Raw genomic sequence first — 16,143 nt, forward strand, 5'->3', positions numbered from 1 at the left:
CCCGCCTGTCGCGCAAACGGTACAGCGTAAGCCGCGCGCTGGAAAATTGCGCGCAATTTTAGCGGGTTATCGGCGCGTGTCCACCCGAAAAAAAGATCGACGGCGGCGGCGCGGCCTTCTCTTGCTTCGGTCGCGGCCTTCTCTTGCTTCGGTCGCGGCGTTCGGGGCTTGCGTCGCGCTCGTTGGAAGCGGCGGCGGAGAGACGGGTTGTGCGCCGTTTGCGCGTCGGTTGGTGCCCTGTTGCTGCGTCGGTTTGTGCGCCGTGGTGCGTCGGTTGGTGCGCCGTTCCCGCGTCGGTTCGTGCCCCGTTCCTACATCGTTCCAGCGTCGGTTCGTGCGTCGATTCCCGCGCCGTTTGTGCATCTTTATGCGAACCGGCTAGCGTCTCGGCAAGCGCGAGCCGCCTCGCGTTCGTCGGCGCACAATAGCGGCCAGAGATCCGAACGACAACGCGCCGGCAATCCCGCGGCCGCGCCGGACCTCTCGCCGCCCCCGCGTGCCCGACCCGCCGCGGGCACGTGGCTTGCGAAGCCATGCAGTCTTTACGCTCAGGGCATCGATGAACACCAATCCATTCGCGTTGCGCCCCAATCGCCGCCCTCGTCTGCCGGATGGCGGGCCGGCACGTCCGGCGCATTGGTTTTCGTTCGTCGGCGCGGGCGCGCTGATCGCGGTCGGCTATGTCGATCCGGGCAACTGGGCGACCGCGCTCGGCGCCGGTGCGGGCTACGGCTATCGGCTGCTCGGCATGGTGCTGCTGTCGAGCCTGATGGCGATGCTGCTGCAATGGCTGTCGTCGCGCCTCGGCGTCGTGACCGGGCGCGATCTCGCGCAGGTCTGCCGCGAGCGGACCGGCCGGCGCGGCACGCTGTTCCTGTGGCTGACGAGCGAGGTCGCGATCATCGCGTGCGACGTCGCGGAGGTGGTCGGCAGCGCCGTCGCGTTGCAATTGCTGCTGGGCGTCTCGCTGACGGTCGGGATGCTGATGTCGGCGGTCTGCACGTTCGCGCTCCTCGCACTCCAGCAGAAAGGCGGCCGCAAGCTCGAAGCGGTGATCGCGACGCTGATCGGTTTCGTCGGCCTGTGTTTCGTGGTGGAACTGGCGCTGGCCGATCCCGACTGGCACGCCGCGCTGGCCGGCACGGTGCCGAGCGCCGAGTTGCTGCGCAATGCGGGCATGGTGTGGCTGGCGGCGGGCATCGTCGGCGCGACGGTGATGCCGCACAACCTCTATCTGCACTCCGCGCTCGTCAAGCAGCACGCACCGGGCGGCAGCGACGCCGAGATCAAGGCCGCGTTGCACGTCGTCAATATCGATACCTTCGCTTCCCTTTCGTTTGCCTTCGTGATCAACGCCGCGCTGCTGATCGTGTCGGCTGCGGTGTTCCATGCGAACGGCCATCGCGACATCACCGATCTCGCCGACGCCCACCGGCTGATCGCGCCGCTGGTCGGCACGCCCTGGGCCAGCATCCTGTTCGCGGCGGCGCTGCTCGCGTGCGGCTTGAGCGCGACCGTCACCGGCACCTTGGCCGGTCAGGCGGTGATGGAAGGCTTTTTGCGCATCCGCCTGCCGCGCTGGAAGCGCGCGCTGCTCACCCGCGCGCTGGCGATCGGACCGGCGCTCTTCGCGGTCGCGCTGTTCGGCCAGCACGGGTCGAATCAATTGCTGGTGGCAAGCCAGGTGGTGCTGAGCCTGCAGTTGCCGCTCGCGGTGGTGCCGCTGATCCGCTACACGTCGAACGCCGGGCTGATGGGCGACTGGCGCGTGCGCGGCGTGCCGCTCGTGCTGGCGTGGCTGTGCGCCACGCTGATCCTCGTGATCAACGGCACGCTGCTGTGGCAGTTGGCGTTCGGAGAATGAAGCGGGTTGATGGTGTGGGTGATGAAGCTTGGCTGGAAAGCTTGGCTTTGAAGCAGGGCTGTGAAGCAGGCTATGAAGCCGGGCCATGAAGTCGGCTGTGAAGCAGGCTATGAAGCCGGGCCATGAAGTCGGCTGTGAAGTCGGCTGTGAAGTCGGCTGTGAAGTCGGGCTGTGAAGTCGGGTTGCGAAGCCCGGCCATGAAGCCGGCTAAGAAGTCGCGCTATGAAGTCGGGTTGTGAAGCCAAGCTACGAAGCCGCGCTATGAAACCGGCCTCTGAAGCCGCGCTACGAAGCCACGCCCCAAGGCTCGACCATCAGCCAACCCACGCGACCTTTTCGCGCCCCCGGCTCCGGATGAAGTAAATTGGCGAGCATCGCCTGAGTATTTCGCCATAATCGGCGACGCCGCCCTCGGCCCGCGCCCCGCCGGCCAGGGCCTCAAGCTCGCGGCAGCGGCCGCGCATCGCGCCGCTGCCTTTTTGTGCCACGTTCGCGCCCTCGCGCTTCCGCGCGTGCGTTCCGGCGTGCCGGTGCCCTGTCGCGATTCGACACCCGCCGCGCCGTTTCGCCCGCTGCCCTTGCTCCCTGGACGACAGCCCATGCGTTTCGCCGTTTCGCTCAATCGCCTCGCCCGTCTCAAGTCACCTCGAACTCGCCGTGCCAGCGCGCGCACGTCAAGCCGCACATCAAGCCGCACGTCACCCTTCGCGCCGCTGTTTCCGTTCCTCGCCATCGTCGTCATTGCCGCAACCGCGGTCACGCCGCGCGAGGCCCGGGCGACCGTCGCCATGCTGCAGCCGGCGCGCGTGGCCGCCGCCAACGAACCGTTGCAGATCACGCTGCTCTATTCCGCCGACGACGCCAAACCCCTCACCGTCACCGTGCCGCCGACGATCCGCGTGAGACTGAACGGCGCCGAACGATCGCCGCAACCGCTCGACTTGCAGCGCGAAGCGGGCGTGCCCGACACGCTGCGCCTGAGGCCCGGCCAGTTCCGCAAGGTCCGCTTCTCCGCGCCGTGGCCCGAGTGGGCGCGCGGCGAAGTGCGGATCGATCCGGTCGGCTTCGACGCCTCGCCGGCGCTCGTCGCAATCAACCGCGGGCCGCAACAGATCGCGATCGCCCAGGCCGAACGCACGGAAAGCCAGGCGAGCACCCCGGCGCAAGCCGCGGCCACCGCGGCGGCGGTCGACGGCCCGACCGGCGACGCGATGTCGCCGCCCGGCGACTCGCTCGCCACGCCCGGACGCGGCGTGCTCGCCCACGTCTCCTATTACGACCCGATGTACATCGCCGCCGGCCACAACGGCGATACGAACGCGCGGCTGCAATTCAGCTTCAAATACCGCCTCATGATGCCGGACGATCTGCGCTCGAAAGCCTTTCTCGACAACGTCTATTTCGCCTATACGCAGACCTCGATCTGGAACCTGTCCGCCGACTCGCGGCCGTTTCGCGATACGACTTATAGTCCGCAATTCTTCTACTACGTGCCGGACACGGGCTGGCGCAGTTCGTGGTTCACGCGCATGGGGTTCGCCGCGGGGCTGAGCCACGAATCGAACGGCAAAGGCGGCGCGGACTCGCGCAGCATCAACATGCCTTTTATCCGGCCGACGTGGGAATTCGGCGATCTGACGGGCAATCATCTGAGCGTCTCGCCGAAAATCTATTACTACCTCGGCAAGAGCAGCAACCCCGACATCGCCGACTATCGCGGCTACGTCGACCTGTTGGTCAAATACGGCAGCCCGGACGGCTGGCAACTCGCGACCACCCTGCGCAAGGGCACCAGGCACTGGTACGGCAGCATCGACACGCAATTCACCTATCCGCTCGCCAAACTGCTGGGCAGCGCGTGGGGCGGCTATCTGTGGGTCGGCTATTTCAACGGTTATGGCGAGGATCTGCTGGATTACAACAACCGCCAGCACTGGATGGCGCGCATCGGCTACAGCATCGCGCGCTGAAAGCGGGGCAAGGGGCGCGCGCCGCATCGTTTAACATAGCGGAACTTCGCTTCTTCGCCCCAAGGTTTCCGATGGCTTCGAATCTCCATGACCTACCCGACAGCCCCTGCATCGGCGTCTGCTCCACGCTCTTCGACGAGGTGTGCAAAGGCTGCGGCCGCACCGCCACCGAGGTCTCCAACTGGGTGTTTCTGAGCGACGAGGAAAAGCGCGCGGTGTGGGTGCGGATCGAGCAGGACGGCACCGCCATGCGCTTTCAGAACGACAAGCTGTAGTCCCTCTCCCTCTTCCTCGCGGCGGCGCTCAGAACCGCATGCCGACACCCAACCCCACGATCACCGGATCGATGCTCAAGCGGCCAAGCGACTGACCGCCGAGCGACGCATCCGTATGCATCCAGATCTTCTTGATGTCCGCATTGACGAACAGCGACCTGGTCACCTGCACGTCCACGCCCGCCTGCAACGCGGGGCCGAAGCTGTGATTGGTGACCGAGATCGGCTGGCCGCCCACGTTCGCGCCATTGTTATAGAACAGCGTGTAGTTGATGCCCGCGCCGACATAGGGGCGAATGCGCCCGGCATGGTTGAAGTGATATTGCAGCAGCAGCGTGGGCGGCAACACGTTCACGCCGCCGAGATTGCCGAGGCTCGACGTCAGTTGATGGCGCGACGTGGCGAGAATCAGCTCGACGCCGAGATAGTCGCGGATCATGTAAGTCAGATCCAGTTCCGGCACGATCGCGTTGTTCACGCCCACGTTGAGCGCCGACAGCGATTGCATGGTGTCCACGTTCGGCATGATGCTGATCGCGCGCAAACGCACCAGCACGTCGCCGGCGTGAATGCCGCTGATCGGATCGTCGCCCGCGGCCTGCGCCTGCGGCGCGAGAAGGCCCGCGCATAACAGGCTCGCCGCGACGGCGGCGGCCTTGATCCTCAGCCCGAGAACGTTTCTGTACGAGTGCTTCATGTGATTCCCCTCTTGTTGGTGTGGATATGGGGATTGTCGAAGCTCTCGTCAGGCCCTACGTTGACCGGTATCAACCCAGGAAAAACGCCCAGCGCCCTGCGACCGACGGTCGCGTTGCGCCGGTCAGCAGCAGTTCGATCAGATCGTGCACGCTGCGAATGGCCGAGCCGAACGGCAAAGCCTCGCGGCCGCGGAAGAACAGGCCGTTGGCGACGTCGCCGCGCAATGCCGCGGCGAGCCGCGTGTCGATGCAGAAGTGGCCGAACTTCTCGATACCGTCGCGCCAGCCGCACACGCTCAGGCATTCGAGCGCGGTCGGACAGGCATGTTTGAGCGCGCCGACCTTCTCGCGGATCTTCGTTTCCTGGCGCAGATAGCGCACCAGCCACGGCGTCTTCACGGCACGCGCGGGCAGCCCCGTCACGCTGACGAATTCGACGATGTCCTCGGGCGCGGCTTCGGCCAGCACGCGCTTGAAGTTCGGATGCGCGTCGCCTTCCTCTGTGACGGCGAACGGCGTGCCGAGTTGCACGCCGTTCGCCCCGGCGTCGAGCAGTTCGCGCACCGCTTCATGACTATTGATGCCGCCCGCGACGATCAGCGGTACGTCGTCACGCTTCAGGCCGAGCGAGGTAAAGACCGTCTCGAGTTCCTCGAGAACGCGCGCGAAGTCGAAGCGTCGATCGTGCATGTCGGCAAGATGGGTGACGCCGAGATGGCCGCCTGCGTGCGCCGGATGTTCGATCACCACGGCGTCGGGCAAGCGGCCTTTTTTCATCCACTTCTTCAGCACGAGCGCGACGCCACGGCTATCCGAGAGAATCGGAATCAGCGCGATGTCGTGGCCCTGGGTCATATCCGGCAAATCGAGCGGCAGACCCGCGCCCATGACGATCGCGTGCGCGCCGCTCTCGCACGCGACGCGCACGTAGTCCGCTTGCGCGCTGACTGCCTTCATCACGTTCACGGCGATCATGCCGCGGCCTTCGCTGAGTGCCTTCGCGGCATGAATCTCGCGGGCCAGCGCGGTCAGATTCGCCTGCTCCAGAGTCGCTCGGTCCGGCGACTGAGCGCAGCGTTCGAGCAAGTCGGGATGGTGATGGCGCAAGTCGATGCTGGCGATGGTGCCGAGCGCGCCCTCGCGGGCAACGCTGCCGGCAAGGCGATGGGCGGAGATACCGACGCCCATGCCGCCCTGCACGATAGGCAGTAACGAGCGGCCGCGGATGACGAGCGGTGGAAAGGAATGAGAAGTGAGCATGGCGCCCCGAGCGGTGACTATCGAAACGCAGATAATCGACCGCCGGGTGCGGCTTGCGTTGCGCTGGATCAACGAGCCTGTTCGCGACTTCAGCGCTTGTGATGCCTAGTTGACGCCGGTCATGCGGATCACAGCTTGAATTGCATGGATTTGAACTCGAGGTATTCGTCGAGTCCATAGACGCCGTTCTCGCGCCCAAACCCCGACTGCTTGAAACCGCCGAACGGCGCGGCCATATTCCACGCTCCGCCGTTGATGTCGACCTGGCCTGTGCGAATGCGCCGCGCGACGCCGGCCGCGCGCTCGTCGCTGCCGGCCCATACCGCGCCGCCGAGTCCATAGGGTGAATCATTGGCGATTCGCACGGCTTCTTCCTCGTCCTTGTACGTGAGGATCGAGAGCACCGGGCCGAAGATTTCCTCTTGCGCGATCGTCGCCTTCGGATGCACGCGGCCGAATACCGTCGGCTTCACGAAAAAGCCTCTGGATAAACCATCCGGCAGACCCGTCCCGCCGGTCACGAGTTCAGCGCCCTCCTCGACGCCCTTCGCGATGTATTGCTGCACACGCGACTGCTGGAGCGCCGAAGCCAACGGTCCGAGCCGGGTCGTCTCGTTGCGCGGATCGCCGGCCACGTACGCCTCGGCGGCCTGCTTCGCGAGCGCGCGCGCTTCGTCGTAGCGCGCCTCGGGCACCAGCATGCGCGTGTGGGCGGAGCAGGTTTGCCCGGAGTTCAGGAAGCATGCGTCGACGGTGCCCTTCACCGCTGCCGCGAAATTCGCATCGTCGAGGATGACCGAGGCCGATTTGCCGCCGAGTTCGAGCGCAACGCGCTTGACCGTCGCCGACGCCAGCTCGGACACCCGCTTGCCGGCGCGCGTCGAACCGGTGAACGACACCATGTCGACCGACGGATGGCTCGCGAGCACCTCGCCCACCACCGGTCCGTAACCGCTCACCAGATTGAACACGCCGGCCGGCAAGCCGGCTTCGTGGATCGCCTCGGCGAGCACGAACGCATTCAACGGCGCGACCTCCGACGGCTTGAGCACCACCGTACAGCCCGCGGCGAGCGCCGCGGCGACCTTCAGCGTGATCTGGTTGAGCGGATAGTTCCACGGCGTGATCGCCGCCACCACGCCGACCGGCTCGCGCACCACCAGCGAATTGCCGACGCGCTCCTCGAACTGGAACTCCGCTGCGAGCTTCGCGTAGGCACCCCAGTTGTAGATCGGGCTACCCACCTGAATCGCGCGCGCGAGTTTCAACGGCATGCCGACTTCGCCGGCGATCAGCGCGGCCAGTTCGTCGGTGCGCGCCTTCAGGTTCGCTGCGATCTTGCGCAGATAGTCGCCGCGTTCGGCGGGCGGCGTCGCGGCCCAGGCGTCGAAGGCGACGCGCGCGGCGGCAATCGCGTTTTCCGCATCGGCTTCGATGCCTTCCGGGATGCGGCCCATGACCTCCTCGGTGCCCGAGTCGATCACGTCGATCGTGCCGGTGCCGCACGGCGCGATCCATTTGCCGTCGATATAGAGCTTGTCGTAGGTCTTCATGATGGTCCGTCCGTGGCTCGGGATTGGTCTTTCCATTCTAGTCAGCGCCACGATGCCTGACTGTGCGCAATCTTCGGGCCATGAAAAAAGCCCGCTTCGAGGAAGCGGGCCTGGCTGTGTCACATGACGCCTGGGCGAGAGGCTTGAAAACCTTACTGCACGCCCTGGCTCAACAGGAAATCTTCATAGTTGCCGCCAAAGTCGTTCAGCGTGCCGTTGGTCTTCACTTCGATGATGCGATTCGCCAGTCCGCTCACGAACTCCCGGTCGTGGGAGACGAAAATCAGCGTGCCTTCGAACTTGTCGAGCGCGATTTGCAGCGATTCGATCGACTCCATGTCCATGTGGTTGGTCGGCTCGTCCATCAGCAGCACGTTGTGGCGGCCCAGCATCAGCTTGCCCCAGATCATGCGGCCCTTCTCGCCGCCCGACAGCACCTTCACCGACTTGCGGATATCGTCCGCATTGAACAGCAGCCGGCCGAGCGTGCCGCGCACCATCTGCTCGTCGTCGCCTTCCTTGCGGTATGTGTCGATCCAGTCCATCAGCGTGACGTCGTCGGGAAATTCCTCGTAGGTATCCTGCGGCATGTAGCCGACGTTCGCGTTCTCGGCCCACTTCACGGTGCCGTGGTCGAGTTGCAGCTTGCCGAGCAACGCGCGCAGCAGCGTGGTCTTGCCGGCGCCGTTCTCGCCGATGATCGCGATCCGCTCGCCCGGCTGCACGCTGATGCTGAAGTCGTTGAAGATGGTGCGCTCGTACTTCTTCGTGATGCGCTCGGCGACCACCGCGATGTTGTGCAGCTTCTTCTCGTACTCGAAGCGGATGAACGGGTTCTGCCGCGACGACGGCTTGAATTCCTCGATCTTGATCTTGTCGATCATCTTCAGACGGCTGGTGGCCTGGCGCGCCTTCGACTTGTTGGCCGAGAAGCGGCGCACGAAGTCCTGCAGATCGGCCACGCGTTCCTTCGCCTTCGCGTTGGCGTTCTGCTGACGCTCGCGCGCCTGCGTGCTCGCCAGCATGTAGTCGTCGTAATTGCCCGGATAGACCTTCAGCGTGCCGTAATCCATGTCCGCCATGTGCGTGCAGACCTGGTTCAGGAAGTGGCGATCGTGCGAGATGATGATCATCGTCGAGTTGTACTGGTTCAGCACGTCTTCCAGCCAACGGATCGAGTTGATGTCCAGGTTGTTGGTCGGCTCGTCGAGCAGCAGCACGTCCGGCTTCGAGAACAGCGCCTGCGCGAGCAGCACGCGCAGTTTCCAGCCCGGCGCCACGTTGCTCATCGGGCCGTTGTGGTCTTCGATCGCGATGCCGATGCCGAGCAGCAGCTCACCCGCGCGCGCCTCGGCCGTATAGCCGTCGTACTCGGCGAACTTCGCTTCGAGTTCGGCGGCGTGCATGTAGTCGTCGTCGGTGGCGTCGGGGTTCGCGTAGATCGCGTCGCGCTCGGTCATCGCGGCCCACATTTCGGTGTGGCCCATCATCACGACGTCGAGCACGCGCACGTCTTCATAAGCGAACTGGTCCTGGCGCAATTTACCGAGGCGCACGTTCGGCTCGAGCATCACGTTGCCCGAGCTCGGCTCCAGATCGCCACCGAGAATCTTCATGAAGGTGGATTTACCGCAGCCGTTCGCACCGATCAGGCCATAGCGGTTCCCTTCCCCGAATTTGACCGAGATGTTCTCGAAGAGGGGCTTTGGCCCGAATTGCATGGTGATATTGGCGGTAGACAGCACGGCGCGTCCCTTTGAATGTGATATCGGCGAAAAACCGCATATTTTAGCAGGTTATCGCGAATTTAACCTGCGCGCGCGGCCTGCGGCCGGGCCTCAGCGCCGCGCGGCGCGGGCCGCGCGTCCACGAAGGCGTGGCGAATGGCCCGCCTGGCCTCGCGTTCGCCACCCGCCCCATTTATCGGGTACGCGACGTGCGACAACGCTCGTTCGAACGGCGAACGGTGCCGGCGGCGCGCGCGATCCGTTGCCTATACTTTTTGGACACCCACGAAGAGGAAAGGAGGAAGTTCATGTCAGACCACGTCTACAAGCAGATCGAACTCACGGGTTCGTCGACCAAATCGATCGACGACGCCATCAGCACCGCGATCGCCAGAGCGTCGAAAACCTTGCGCAACCTGCACTGGTTCGAAGTCACGGAAACGCGGGGCCAGATCGAGGACGACAAAGTCGCTTACTGGCAGGTGACCATCAAGGTCGGCTTGCGTATCGAGTAACGCGGCGTTGCGCCTACCCGCAACGCAAAACTCGAAGCGCCGAAACGAAAAAAGCTGCGTCCGCATTGGACGCAGCTCCTTGCACAGCGTGCTAAAAGCGCTTGCCCGCCGATCACCACGCGCGTCGGTCGCGAGCCCCTGGCTTATTTATTTCGGCAGCGAGCCGTCCACGCCTTCCACATACCAGTTCAGACGTTGCAGTTCGGGATCGGTCAGCGTCTTGCCGGCCGGCACCTTCACCGCGCCCGCCTGATCCTTGATCGGGCCCGCGAACACGTCCCACTTGCCGCCCGCCAGTTCGTCGCGCTTCGCGGCGACCTTCTTCTGCGCGTCGGCCGGCAGCGCCGACGTGTTCAGGTCTTCGAGATCCACGGCCTTGTGCGGAATCCCCCACCACACCGGATCGTTCTTCCACTTGCCGTCCAGCACCTGCTGGATCGCCGCGTTGTAATACACGCCCCAGTGCGCGACCACCGAACCGAGGTGCGCGTCGGGCCCGAACTTCTTCATGTTCGAATCCCAGCCGAACGCGTGCACGTGCTTGGCCGATGCGGTCGCGAGCGTGGCGCTCGAATCGGTGTTTTGCAGCAGCACGTCGGCGCCCTGGCCGATCAGCGTTTCAGCGGCCTGCTTCTCCTTGCCCGGATCGAACCAGCTATTGATCCAGATGACCTTGGTATGCACCTTCGGATTCACCGAGCGCGCGCCGAGCGTGTACGCGTTGATGTTGCGGATCACCTCGGGAATCGGCACCGAGGCGACGAAGCCGAGCGTGTTGGTCTTCGTCACGTAGCCCGCGGCGACGCCGGCCAGATACGCGCCCTGATACATGCGCACGTCGTAGGTGCCGAAGTTCGGCGCCTTCTTGTAGCCGGTTGCGTGCAGGAACACGGTGTCGGGAAAATCTTTCGCGACTTTCAGTTCGAAATCCTGGTAGCCGAAGCTCGAACCGATGATGATCTTGTTGCCCTTGTTCGCCAGATCGCGGAACACGCGCTCGGAGTCGGCCGATTCGGGCACGTTCTCGATGCGGGTGATCTTGACCTTGCCGCCGAACTTCGCTTCGGCTTCCTTCGAGCCCTGATCGTGCGCGAAGGTCCAGCCGGCATCGCCCGGATTGCCCAGGTAGACGAACGCGACGCCCGGCGCCTCCGCGGCCTGCGCGCTTTGCGCGAGCGGCGCGCTCAACGCCGCCCCCAGCGCCAGCGACGCCGCGCCCCCTGCGAAAGCGGTCAGCAGATTGCTTCTCTTCATGTTTTCTCCTGTCGTGTCTGTCGAATGTGAGTGTGTCGAATCAATGAAACGTGCGCCTCGCTGCGCAATCAGCCCGCCGAGAAAAACGGCCTGCCGAGCGATGCTGGCGCATTCAGGCGAATGGTGTTCGGGTTGCGCGAAATCAGCACCAGCACGACGACCGTCGCGACGTACGGCAGCATCGCGAGGAATTGCGTCGGCACGGGCACGCCGATCGCCTGCGCGTAAAACTGCAGGCCCGTCACGGCGCCGAACAGCAGCGCGCCGATCAGCAGACGACCCGGCCGCCACGTCGCGAACACCACCAGCGCGAGCGCGATCCAGCCGCGGCCCGAGGTGAGCTGTTCCTGCCACAAATGCAGATTGACGATCGAGTAATAGCCGCCCGCGAGTCCTGCCATGCCGCCGCCGAAGGCCACCGCGCCGTAGCGCACGCCGACCACCGGAAAGCCGACCGAATGCGCGACTTGCGGCGATTCGCCGACCGAGCGCAACACGAGGCCCGCGCGCGTGCGATAGAGGAACCAGCCGATCACGGCGAACATCAGGAACGCGAGATAGTCGAGCGGCGTGAGGCTGAAGAACGCGGGACCGATGACCGGAATCTTCGAGAGGCCGGGAATGGTCCATGTTCCGATCGTCTCGCGCACGGCGGCCGACGTGTACGGCTTGCCGACATAGGCGGACAGGCCGATGCCGAAGATCGTCAGCGACAAGCCGGTGGCGACCTGGTTGGCAAGCATCGTGAGCGTGAGGAACGCGAACAGCAGCGACATCGCGAGACCCGCGCCGATCGCGGCGAGCACGCCGAGCCACGGGTTGCCGGTGATCGCGGTGACCGCGTAGCCGGTCACCGCGCCCATCAGCATCATGCCTTCGACACCGAGGTTCAGAACGCCCGACTTCTCGGCGACGAGTTCGCCCGCGCCCGCGAACATCAGCGGAATCGCGGCGGTGACGGCGCTCGAGGTGAGCGCGCTGGCTTGTTGAATATCCATGAGATCCGGCGTGAAAAATCAGTGAGCCAATGAGTCAGCCGATCAGCGAGCCAATCGGCGAATGAGCGAGTGAGCCGATCAGTGAACCTGCGGCGCCAGCGAACGGCGGCGCACGCGGTAGTTCACGAACAGGTCGGCGCCCAGCAGGCAGAACAGCAGAAGCCCCTGGAACACGCCGGAGAGCGCCTGCGGCAACTGCATCGAGGTCTGCACCGCTTCGCCGCCGAGGTACAGCAGCGCCATCAGCAGGCTCGCGAGCACGATGCCGAGCGGATGCAGCCGTCCGACGAACACGACGATGATCGCGGTGAAGCCATAGCCCGGCGACCACGTGGCCTGCAACTGGCCGATCGGGCCGGAAATCTCGCCCATGCCGGCGAGGCCCGCGAGGCCGCCGCTGATGAGCAGCGACGTCCAGATGGTTTTCTTGTCGGAGAAACCGGCGTAGCGCGCGGCGAGCGGCGCGAGACCGCCGACGTTCATCCGGTAGCCCGCGAAGCTCTTGCGCATGAACAACCACACGAGCGGAATCGCGATCAGCGTGACGAACAGCGACGCGTTCAGACGCGTGCCGCGCAGCCATTTCCAGTGCCAGTCGCCGGAAAAAGTCGGATACAGCGCGTCGTCGCTGAACATTTCGGAGAGCGGGAAATTCATGCCTTGCGGATCGCGCCACGGGCCGCTCACCAGATAGATCAGCAGTTGCGTCGCCACATACGTGAGCATCAGGCTGACCAGAATCTCGTTGGTGTTGAAGCGGCTTTTCAGCAGCGCGGGAATCGCGGCCCACGCCATGCCGCCGAGCACGCCGGCCGCCATCATGGTCGGCAGAATCCACCAGCCGGTGGCCTGATCGAAATAGATCGCGACGCCGCTCGCGGCGATGCCGCCCAGCAGCATCTGCCCTTCCGCGCCGATGTTCCAGACGTTGGCGCGATAGCCGATCGCGAGGCCGAGGCCGATCAGGCACAGCGGCGACGCTTTCAGCAGCAGTTCGGACCAGCCGTTCACGCTGGCAAGCGGCTCGATGAAAAACGCGTGCATTGCCTGCAGCGGATCACGGCCGACGAGGCCGAAGATCAGAAAGCCGATCGCGAGCGTGAGCAACGCGGCGATCAGCGGCACGGCAAGCTGCATCGCGCGCGAGGGCGTGGTGCGCGCTTCGAGTCGATACGGAAGAATCATGGGTAGCGTGTCGTTATGTTGGGTTCTGGCCGTGCCGATTCGCTTCAGGCGTGCGCCGGCTGTTCCGCCGAAGGCGCCGCGCCCTCGCGGTCGCCGAACAGGCCCGCCATCCAGCGGCCGATTTCCTCGGCGTTGGTCGCGCCGGTGGCGCGCACCGGCGAGAGCTTGCCGCGCGCGAGCACCGCGATCCGGTCGCAGATGTCGAACAGTTCCTCCAGTTCCTCGGAGATCACCAGGATCGCCACGCCGCGCGCCGACAAATCCAGCAACTGCTGACGAATGAACGCCGCCGCGCCGACGTCCACGCCCCAGGTCGGCTGCGCGACCACCAGCACCTTGGGAAACTGCAATATCTCGCGGCCCATGATGTATTTCTGCAGATTGCCGCCGGAGAGACTTTGCGCCAACGCTTCCGAGCCGCCGCAGCGCACGTCGAAGGCTTGGATGCAGCGCCTCGCGAACGCGCGCATCGCGCCCGCCTTGATCCAGCCGGAGTTCACCATCTGCTGCCGATGCGCGGTGAGCAGCGCGTTCTCCGACAGCGTCATCGCCGGCACCGCGCCGCGGCCCAGCCGCTCTTCCGGCACGAAGCCGAAGCCGAGCGCGCGCCGCGCGCCCGCGCCGAGCCGCCCCGCCGCCTTGCCGCAAATCGTGACCGCATCGGCGCGCACACCGCGCTTTTCGCCCGAGAGCGCCGACAGCAATTCGGCCTGCCCGTTGCCCGATACGCCCGCGATGCCGAAAATCTCGCCGGCGTGCACGCCGAACGACACGTTATCGAGCGAGGTGCCGAACGGATCGTCGCTCGTCACCGACAACCGCTGCACGTCGAGCAGCACCGCGCCCGGCTTGTGTTCACGACGCGTGTAATCCGGCAGCGAATGACCGACCATCAACTGCGCGAGCGACGCATGCGTTTCCTCTTTCGGCTTCACGTGACCGGTCACGCGGCCGCCGCGCATCACGGTGGCGGTGTCGCACAGTTCCTGGATCTCGTCGAGCTTATGGCTGATGTAGAGAATGCTGCAGCCTTCGGCGGCGAGCCGCCGCAGCGTCTCGAACAGCTTGCGCACCGCTTGCGGCGTGAGTACCGAAGTCGGTTCGTCCATGATCAGCAGGCGCGGGTTCTGCAACAGACAGCGCACGATCTCCACGCGTTGCCGCTCGCCCACCGTCAGGCTATGCACGTGACGCTGCGGGTCGATGTCGAGGCCGTAATCGGCGGAGACTTCGCGAATACGCTTGGACAGCGTCTTCAGGTCGAAGGGCTCGTCGAGCGCAAGCGCGATGTTTTCGCCGACCGTGAGCGTCTCGAACAGCGAAAAGTGCTGGAACACCATGCCGATGCCGAGCTTGCGCGCGGCCGCCGGGCTCGCGATCTCGACCGCCTCGCCTTCCCAGCGGATCTCGCCGGCGTCGGGCCGCACCGCGCCGTAGATGATCTTCATCAGCGTGCTCTTGCCGGCGCCGTTTTCGCCGAGCACGGCATGGATTTCACCCGGCGCGACGATCAACGTGACGTCGTCGTTGGCGCGCACGGCCGGGTACTGTTTGGTGATGCCCTCGAGCACCAGCCGGGGCGCCGCCTGTTCCGGCGTCGTTGCCGGCTGCGCGGCGGCGCCGTCGCTATAAGAAGAGTCGCTCATGTGTTTCCGTAGTACGTCGGTGACTGCCGGTTACAACGCGTCCGCCCGCCTTGCCGGCAGACGATCCGTCACCACAACCGGATGACGATACCTAATTCGACCCACTCAGTCGAGCCTTCAAAATTCCCGCAAACCCGCGCCACTGCTTGCTTTGCGGGTATGCCACCCTTGACGCGGTTTTTCGTCCATATTAAAACGCATATACCCACACGCCCATTCGATCAGCCAGAACATATATTTCGGAGAAGTCATGAGCCAGCAACGCGAGGCGATCGATACCTATCTACTACGCGTCTTGCACACCCTCTTGATGGAGCGCAGCGTGACGCGCGCCGCCGTCAAGCTGAATCAATCGCAACCCGCCATCAGCGCCGCGCTGCGCCGTTTGCGCGACATCACCGGCGACCCGCTGCTGGTGCGCGGCAAATCCGGCATGGTGCCGACCGAATACGGCCTGCGCCTGCTCGAACCGGTGCAGAACGCGCTGCGCGAAATCGAGCGCATCAAGTTCCAGCAGCACAACTTCGATCCGGCGACCTCGATCCGCTGCTATCGCATCGGCTGCCCGGACTACCTGAACGTGCTGTTCGTGCCGACAGTGGTCGAACGCTTTCGCCAGGCCGCGCCGAACGCGACGCTCGAATTCCATTCGCTCGGCCCCGCCTTCGACTATGAACTCGCGCTCGAAGACGGCAAGCTCGACATCGTGGTCGGCAACTGGCCCGAGCCGCCGGAGCAATTGCATCTGTCGAATCTGTTCGTCGATCAGATCGTCTGCCTGATGAGCAACGCGCATCCGTTCGCCAAACGCGGCGGGCTCACGCTCGACCAGTACCTCAATGCACCGCATCTCGCGCCGACTCCGTATTCGGTGGGCCAGCGCGGCGCGATCGACGTGCACCTCGCGCGTGAGCGCCTGAAGCGTCACGTGGTCGTCACGTTGCCGTACTTCAACCTGGCGCCGTATGTGCTCATCAAGTCCGATCTGATCTTCACGACAACGCGTCTCTTTGCCGACTACTACGCGAAGTTCCTGCCGCTCACCGTGGTGCCCGCCCCGCTCGATTTCCCGCCGATGCAGTACTACCAGTTGTGGCACGAACGCGTGCACTACTCCGACGAAGTACGCTGGCTGCGCGGTCTGGTCGCCGAGGCGACCCGGACGTTGATCGACAAGCCCTGAAACCCTGGCGCTCCG

The 16,143-nt window shown here is 64.9% G+C and carries 13 protein-coding genes; 5 read left to right on the top strand and 8 right to left on the bottom strand.

Annotation, left to right across the window (positions count from 1 at the left end):
• Positions 1 to 559: 559 nt before the first annotated feature.
• The 3 genes from CUJ90_RS09775 to CUJ90_RS09785 all read left to right on the top strand — a co-directional run bounded on the left by CUJ90_RS09775 (position 560) and on the right by CUJ90_RS09785 (position 4,109).
• Positions 560 to 1,864 carry an Nramp family divalent metal transporter gene (locus CUJ90_RS09775; RefSeq protein ID WP_114162566.1) on the top strand — a complete coding sequence of 435 codons (1,305 nt, stop codon included), beginning with the start codon at positions 560 to 562 and terminating at the stop codon, positions 1,862 to 1,864.
• A gap of 599 nt (positions 1,865 to 2,463) precedes the next feature.
• Positions 2,464 to 3,834, top strand: coding sequence for a phospholipase A (locus CUJ90_RS09780; protein WP_114162567.1), 1,371 nt, complete (start codon positions 2,464 to 2,466; stop codon positions 3,832 to 3,834).
• Positions 3,835 to 3,905: 71 nt separating this feature from the next.
• Positions 3,906 to 4,109 carry a DUF1289 domain-containing protein gene (locus tag CUJ90_RS09785; protein WP_073428095.1) on the top strand — a complete coding sequence of 68 codons (204 nt, stop codon included), beginning with the start codon at positions 3,906 to 3,908 and terminating at the stop codon, positions 4,107 to 4,109.
• A gap of 28 nt (positions 4,110 to 4,137) precedes the next feature.
• On the opposite strand, the gene CUJ90_RS09790 is transcribed toward CUJ90_RS09785, so the two are convergent.
• The 4 genes from CUJ90_RS09790 to CUJ90_RS09805 all read right to left on the bottom strand — a co-directional run bounded on the left by CUJ90_RS09790 (position 4,138) and on the right by CUJ90_RS09805 (position 9,365).
• Positions 4,138 to 4,806 carry an OmpW/AlkL family protein gene (locus tag CUJ90_RS09790; protein WP_114162568.1) on the bottom strand — a complete coding sequence of 223 codons (669 nt, stop codon included), beginning with the start codon at positions 4,804 to 4,806 and terminating at the stop codon, positions 4,138 to 4,140.
• A 70-nt stretch (positions 4,807 to 4,876) separates the two neighbouring features.
• Positions 4,877 to 6,067 carry an NAD(P)H-dependent flavin oxidoreductase gene (locus CUJ90_RS09795; RefSeq protein WP_114162569.1) on the bottom strand — a complete coding sequence of 397 codons (1,191 nt, stop codon included), beginning with the start codon at positions 6,065 to 6,067 and terminating at the stop codon, positions 4,877 to 4,879.
• 128 nt (positions 6,068 to 6,195) lie between these two features.
• Positions 6,196 to 7,620 (bottom strand): aldehyde dehydrogenase family protein, encoded by a 1,425-nt coding sequence (locus tag CUJ90_RS09800; RefSeq protein WP_114162570.1) that lies wholly within the window; start codon positions 7,618 to 7,620, stop codon positions 6,196 to 6,198.
• Between the two features lie 152 nt (positions 7,621 to 7,772).
• Positions 7,773 to 9,365: an ABC-F family ATPase gene (locus CUJ90_RS09805; RefSeq protein ID WP_073428091.1), complete on the bottom strand. Its 1,593-nt coding sequence runs from the start codon at positions 9,363 to 9,365 to the stop codon at positions 7,773 to 7,775.
• 290 nt (positions 9,366 to 9,655) lie between these two features.
• On the opposite strand from CUJ90_RS09805, the gene CUJ90_RS09810 reads away from it, so the two are divergent.
• Entirely contained in the window at positions 9,656 to 9,862 is a 207-nt protein-coding gene (locus CUJ90_RS09810) for a dodecin (protein ID WP_073428090.1), read from the top strand.
• Positions 9,863 to 10,009: 147 nt separating this feature from the next.
• Here CUJ90_RS09810 and CUJ90_RS09815 read toward each other — a convergent pair whose 3' ends face one another.
• From CUJ90_RS09815 to CUJ90_RS09830, 4 genes are all read right to left on the bottom strand, one after another.
• Positions 10,010 to 11,116, bottom strand: a complete 1,107-nt coding sequence (locus CUJ90_RS09815) for a BMP family ABC transporter substrate-binding protein (protein WP_073428089.1) — start codon at positions 11,114 to 11,116, stop codon at positions 10,010 to 10,012.
• Between the two features lie 68 nt (positions 11,117 to 11,184).
• Complete coding sequence (locus CUJ90_RS09820; protein WP_114162571.1) at positions 11,185 to 12,114, bottom strand: ABC transporter permease; 930 nt, start codon at positions 12,112 to 12,114, stop codon at positions 11,185 to 11,187.
• Positions 12,115 to 12,192: 78 nt separating this feature from the next.
• The gene (locus CUJ90_RS09825) at positions 12,193 to 13,299 is read right to left on the bottom strand and encodes an ABC transporter permease (protein ID WP_114162572.1); all 1,107 of its coding nucleotides are present in this window, start codon (positions 13,297 to 13,299) and stop codon (positions 12,193 to 12,195) included.
• A gap of 44 nt (positions 13,300 to 13,343) precedes the next feature.
• Positions 13,344 to 14,945, bottom strand: a complete 1,602-nt coding sequence (locus CUJ90_RS09830) for an ABC transporter ATP-binding protein (RefSeq protein ID WP_114162573.1) — start codon at positions 14,943 to 14,945, stop codon at positions 13,344 to 13,346.
• A 250-nt stretch (positions 14,946 to 15,195) separates the two neighbouring features.
• Between CUJ90_RS09830 and CUJ90_RS09835 the strand changes: the two genes are divergently transcribed.
• A complete protein-coding gene (locus CUJ90_RS09835; RefSeq protein ID WP_073428085.1) occupies positions 15,196 to 16,128 on the top strand; it encodes a LysR substrate-binding domain-containing protein in 933 nt (310 codons plus the stop codon).
• Positions 16,129 to 16,143: the final 15 nt, after the last annotated feature.

This window comes from Paraburkholderia terricola (assembly GCF_003330825.1).
Taxonomy (GTDB): Bacteria; Pseudomonadota; Gammaproteobacteria; order Burkholderiales; family Burkholderiaceae; genus Paraburkholderia; species Paraburkholderia terricola.

Coding starts and splice junctions, on each gene's coding strand:
- CUJ90_RS09815 (WP_073428089.1), bottom strand. CDS start 11,116: ATGAAGAGAAGCAATCTGCTGACCGCTTTCGCAGGGGGCGCGGCGTCG.
- CUJ90_RS09795 (WP_114162569.1), bottom strand. CDS start 6,067: ATGCTCACTTCTCATTCCTTTCCACCGCTCGTCATCCGCGGCCGCTCG.
- CUJ90_RS09825 (WP_114162572.1), bottom strand. CDS start 13,299: ATGATTCTTCCGTATCGACTCGAAGCGCGCACCACGCCCTCGCGCGCG.
- CUJ90_RS09810 (WP_073428090.1), top strand. CDS start 9,656: ATGTCAGACCACGTCTACAAGCAGATCGAACTCACGGGTTCGTCGACC.
- CUJ90_RS09800 (WP_114162570.1), bottom strand. CDS start 7,620: ATGAAGACCTACGACAAGCTCTATATCGACGGCAAATGGATCGCGCCG.
- CUJ90_RS09835 (WP_073428085.1), top strand. CDS start 15,196: ATGAGCCAGCAACGCGAGGCGATCGATACCTATCTACTACGCGTCTTG.
- CUJ90_RS09775 (WP_114162566.1), top strand. CDS start 560: ATGAACACCAATCCATTCGCGTTGCGCCCCAATCGCCGCCCTCGTCTG.
- CUJ90_RS09790 (WP_114162568.1), bottom strand. CDS start 4,806: ATGAAGCACTCGTACAGAAACGTTCTCGGGCTGAGGATCAAGGCCGCC.
- CUJ90_RS09780 (WP_114162567.1), top strand. CDS start 2,464: ATGCGTTTCGCCGTTTCGCTCAATCGCCTCGCCCGTCTCAAGTCACCT.
- CUJ90_RS09820 (WP_114162571.1), bottom strand. CDS start 12,114: ATGGATATTCAACAAGCCAGCGCGCTCACCTCGAGCGCCGTCACCGCC.
- CUJ90_RS09830 (WP_114162573.1), bottom strand. CDS start 14,945: ATGAGCGACTCTTCTTATAGCGACGGCGCCGCCGCGCAGCCGGCAACG.
- CUJ90_RS09785 (WP_073428095.1), top strand. CDS start 3,906: ATGGCTTCGAATCTCCATGACCTACCCGACAGCCCCTGCATCGGCGTC.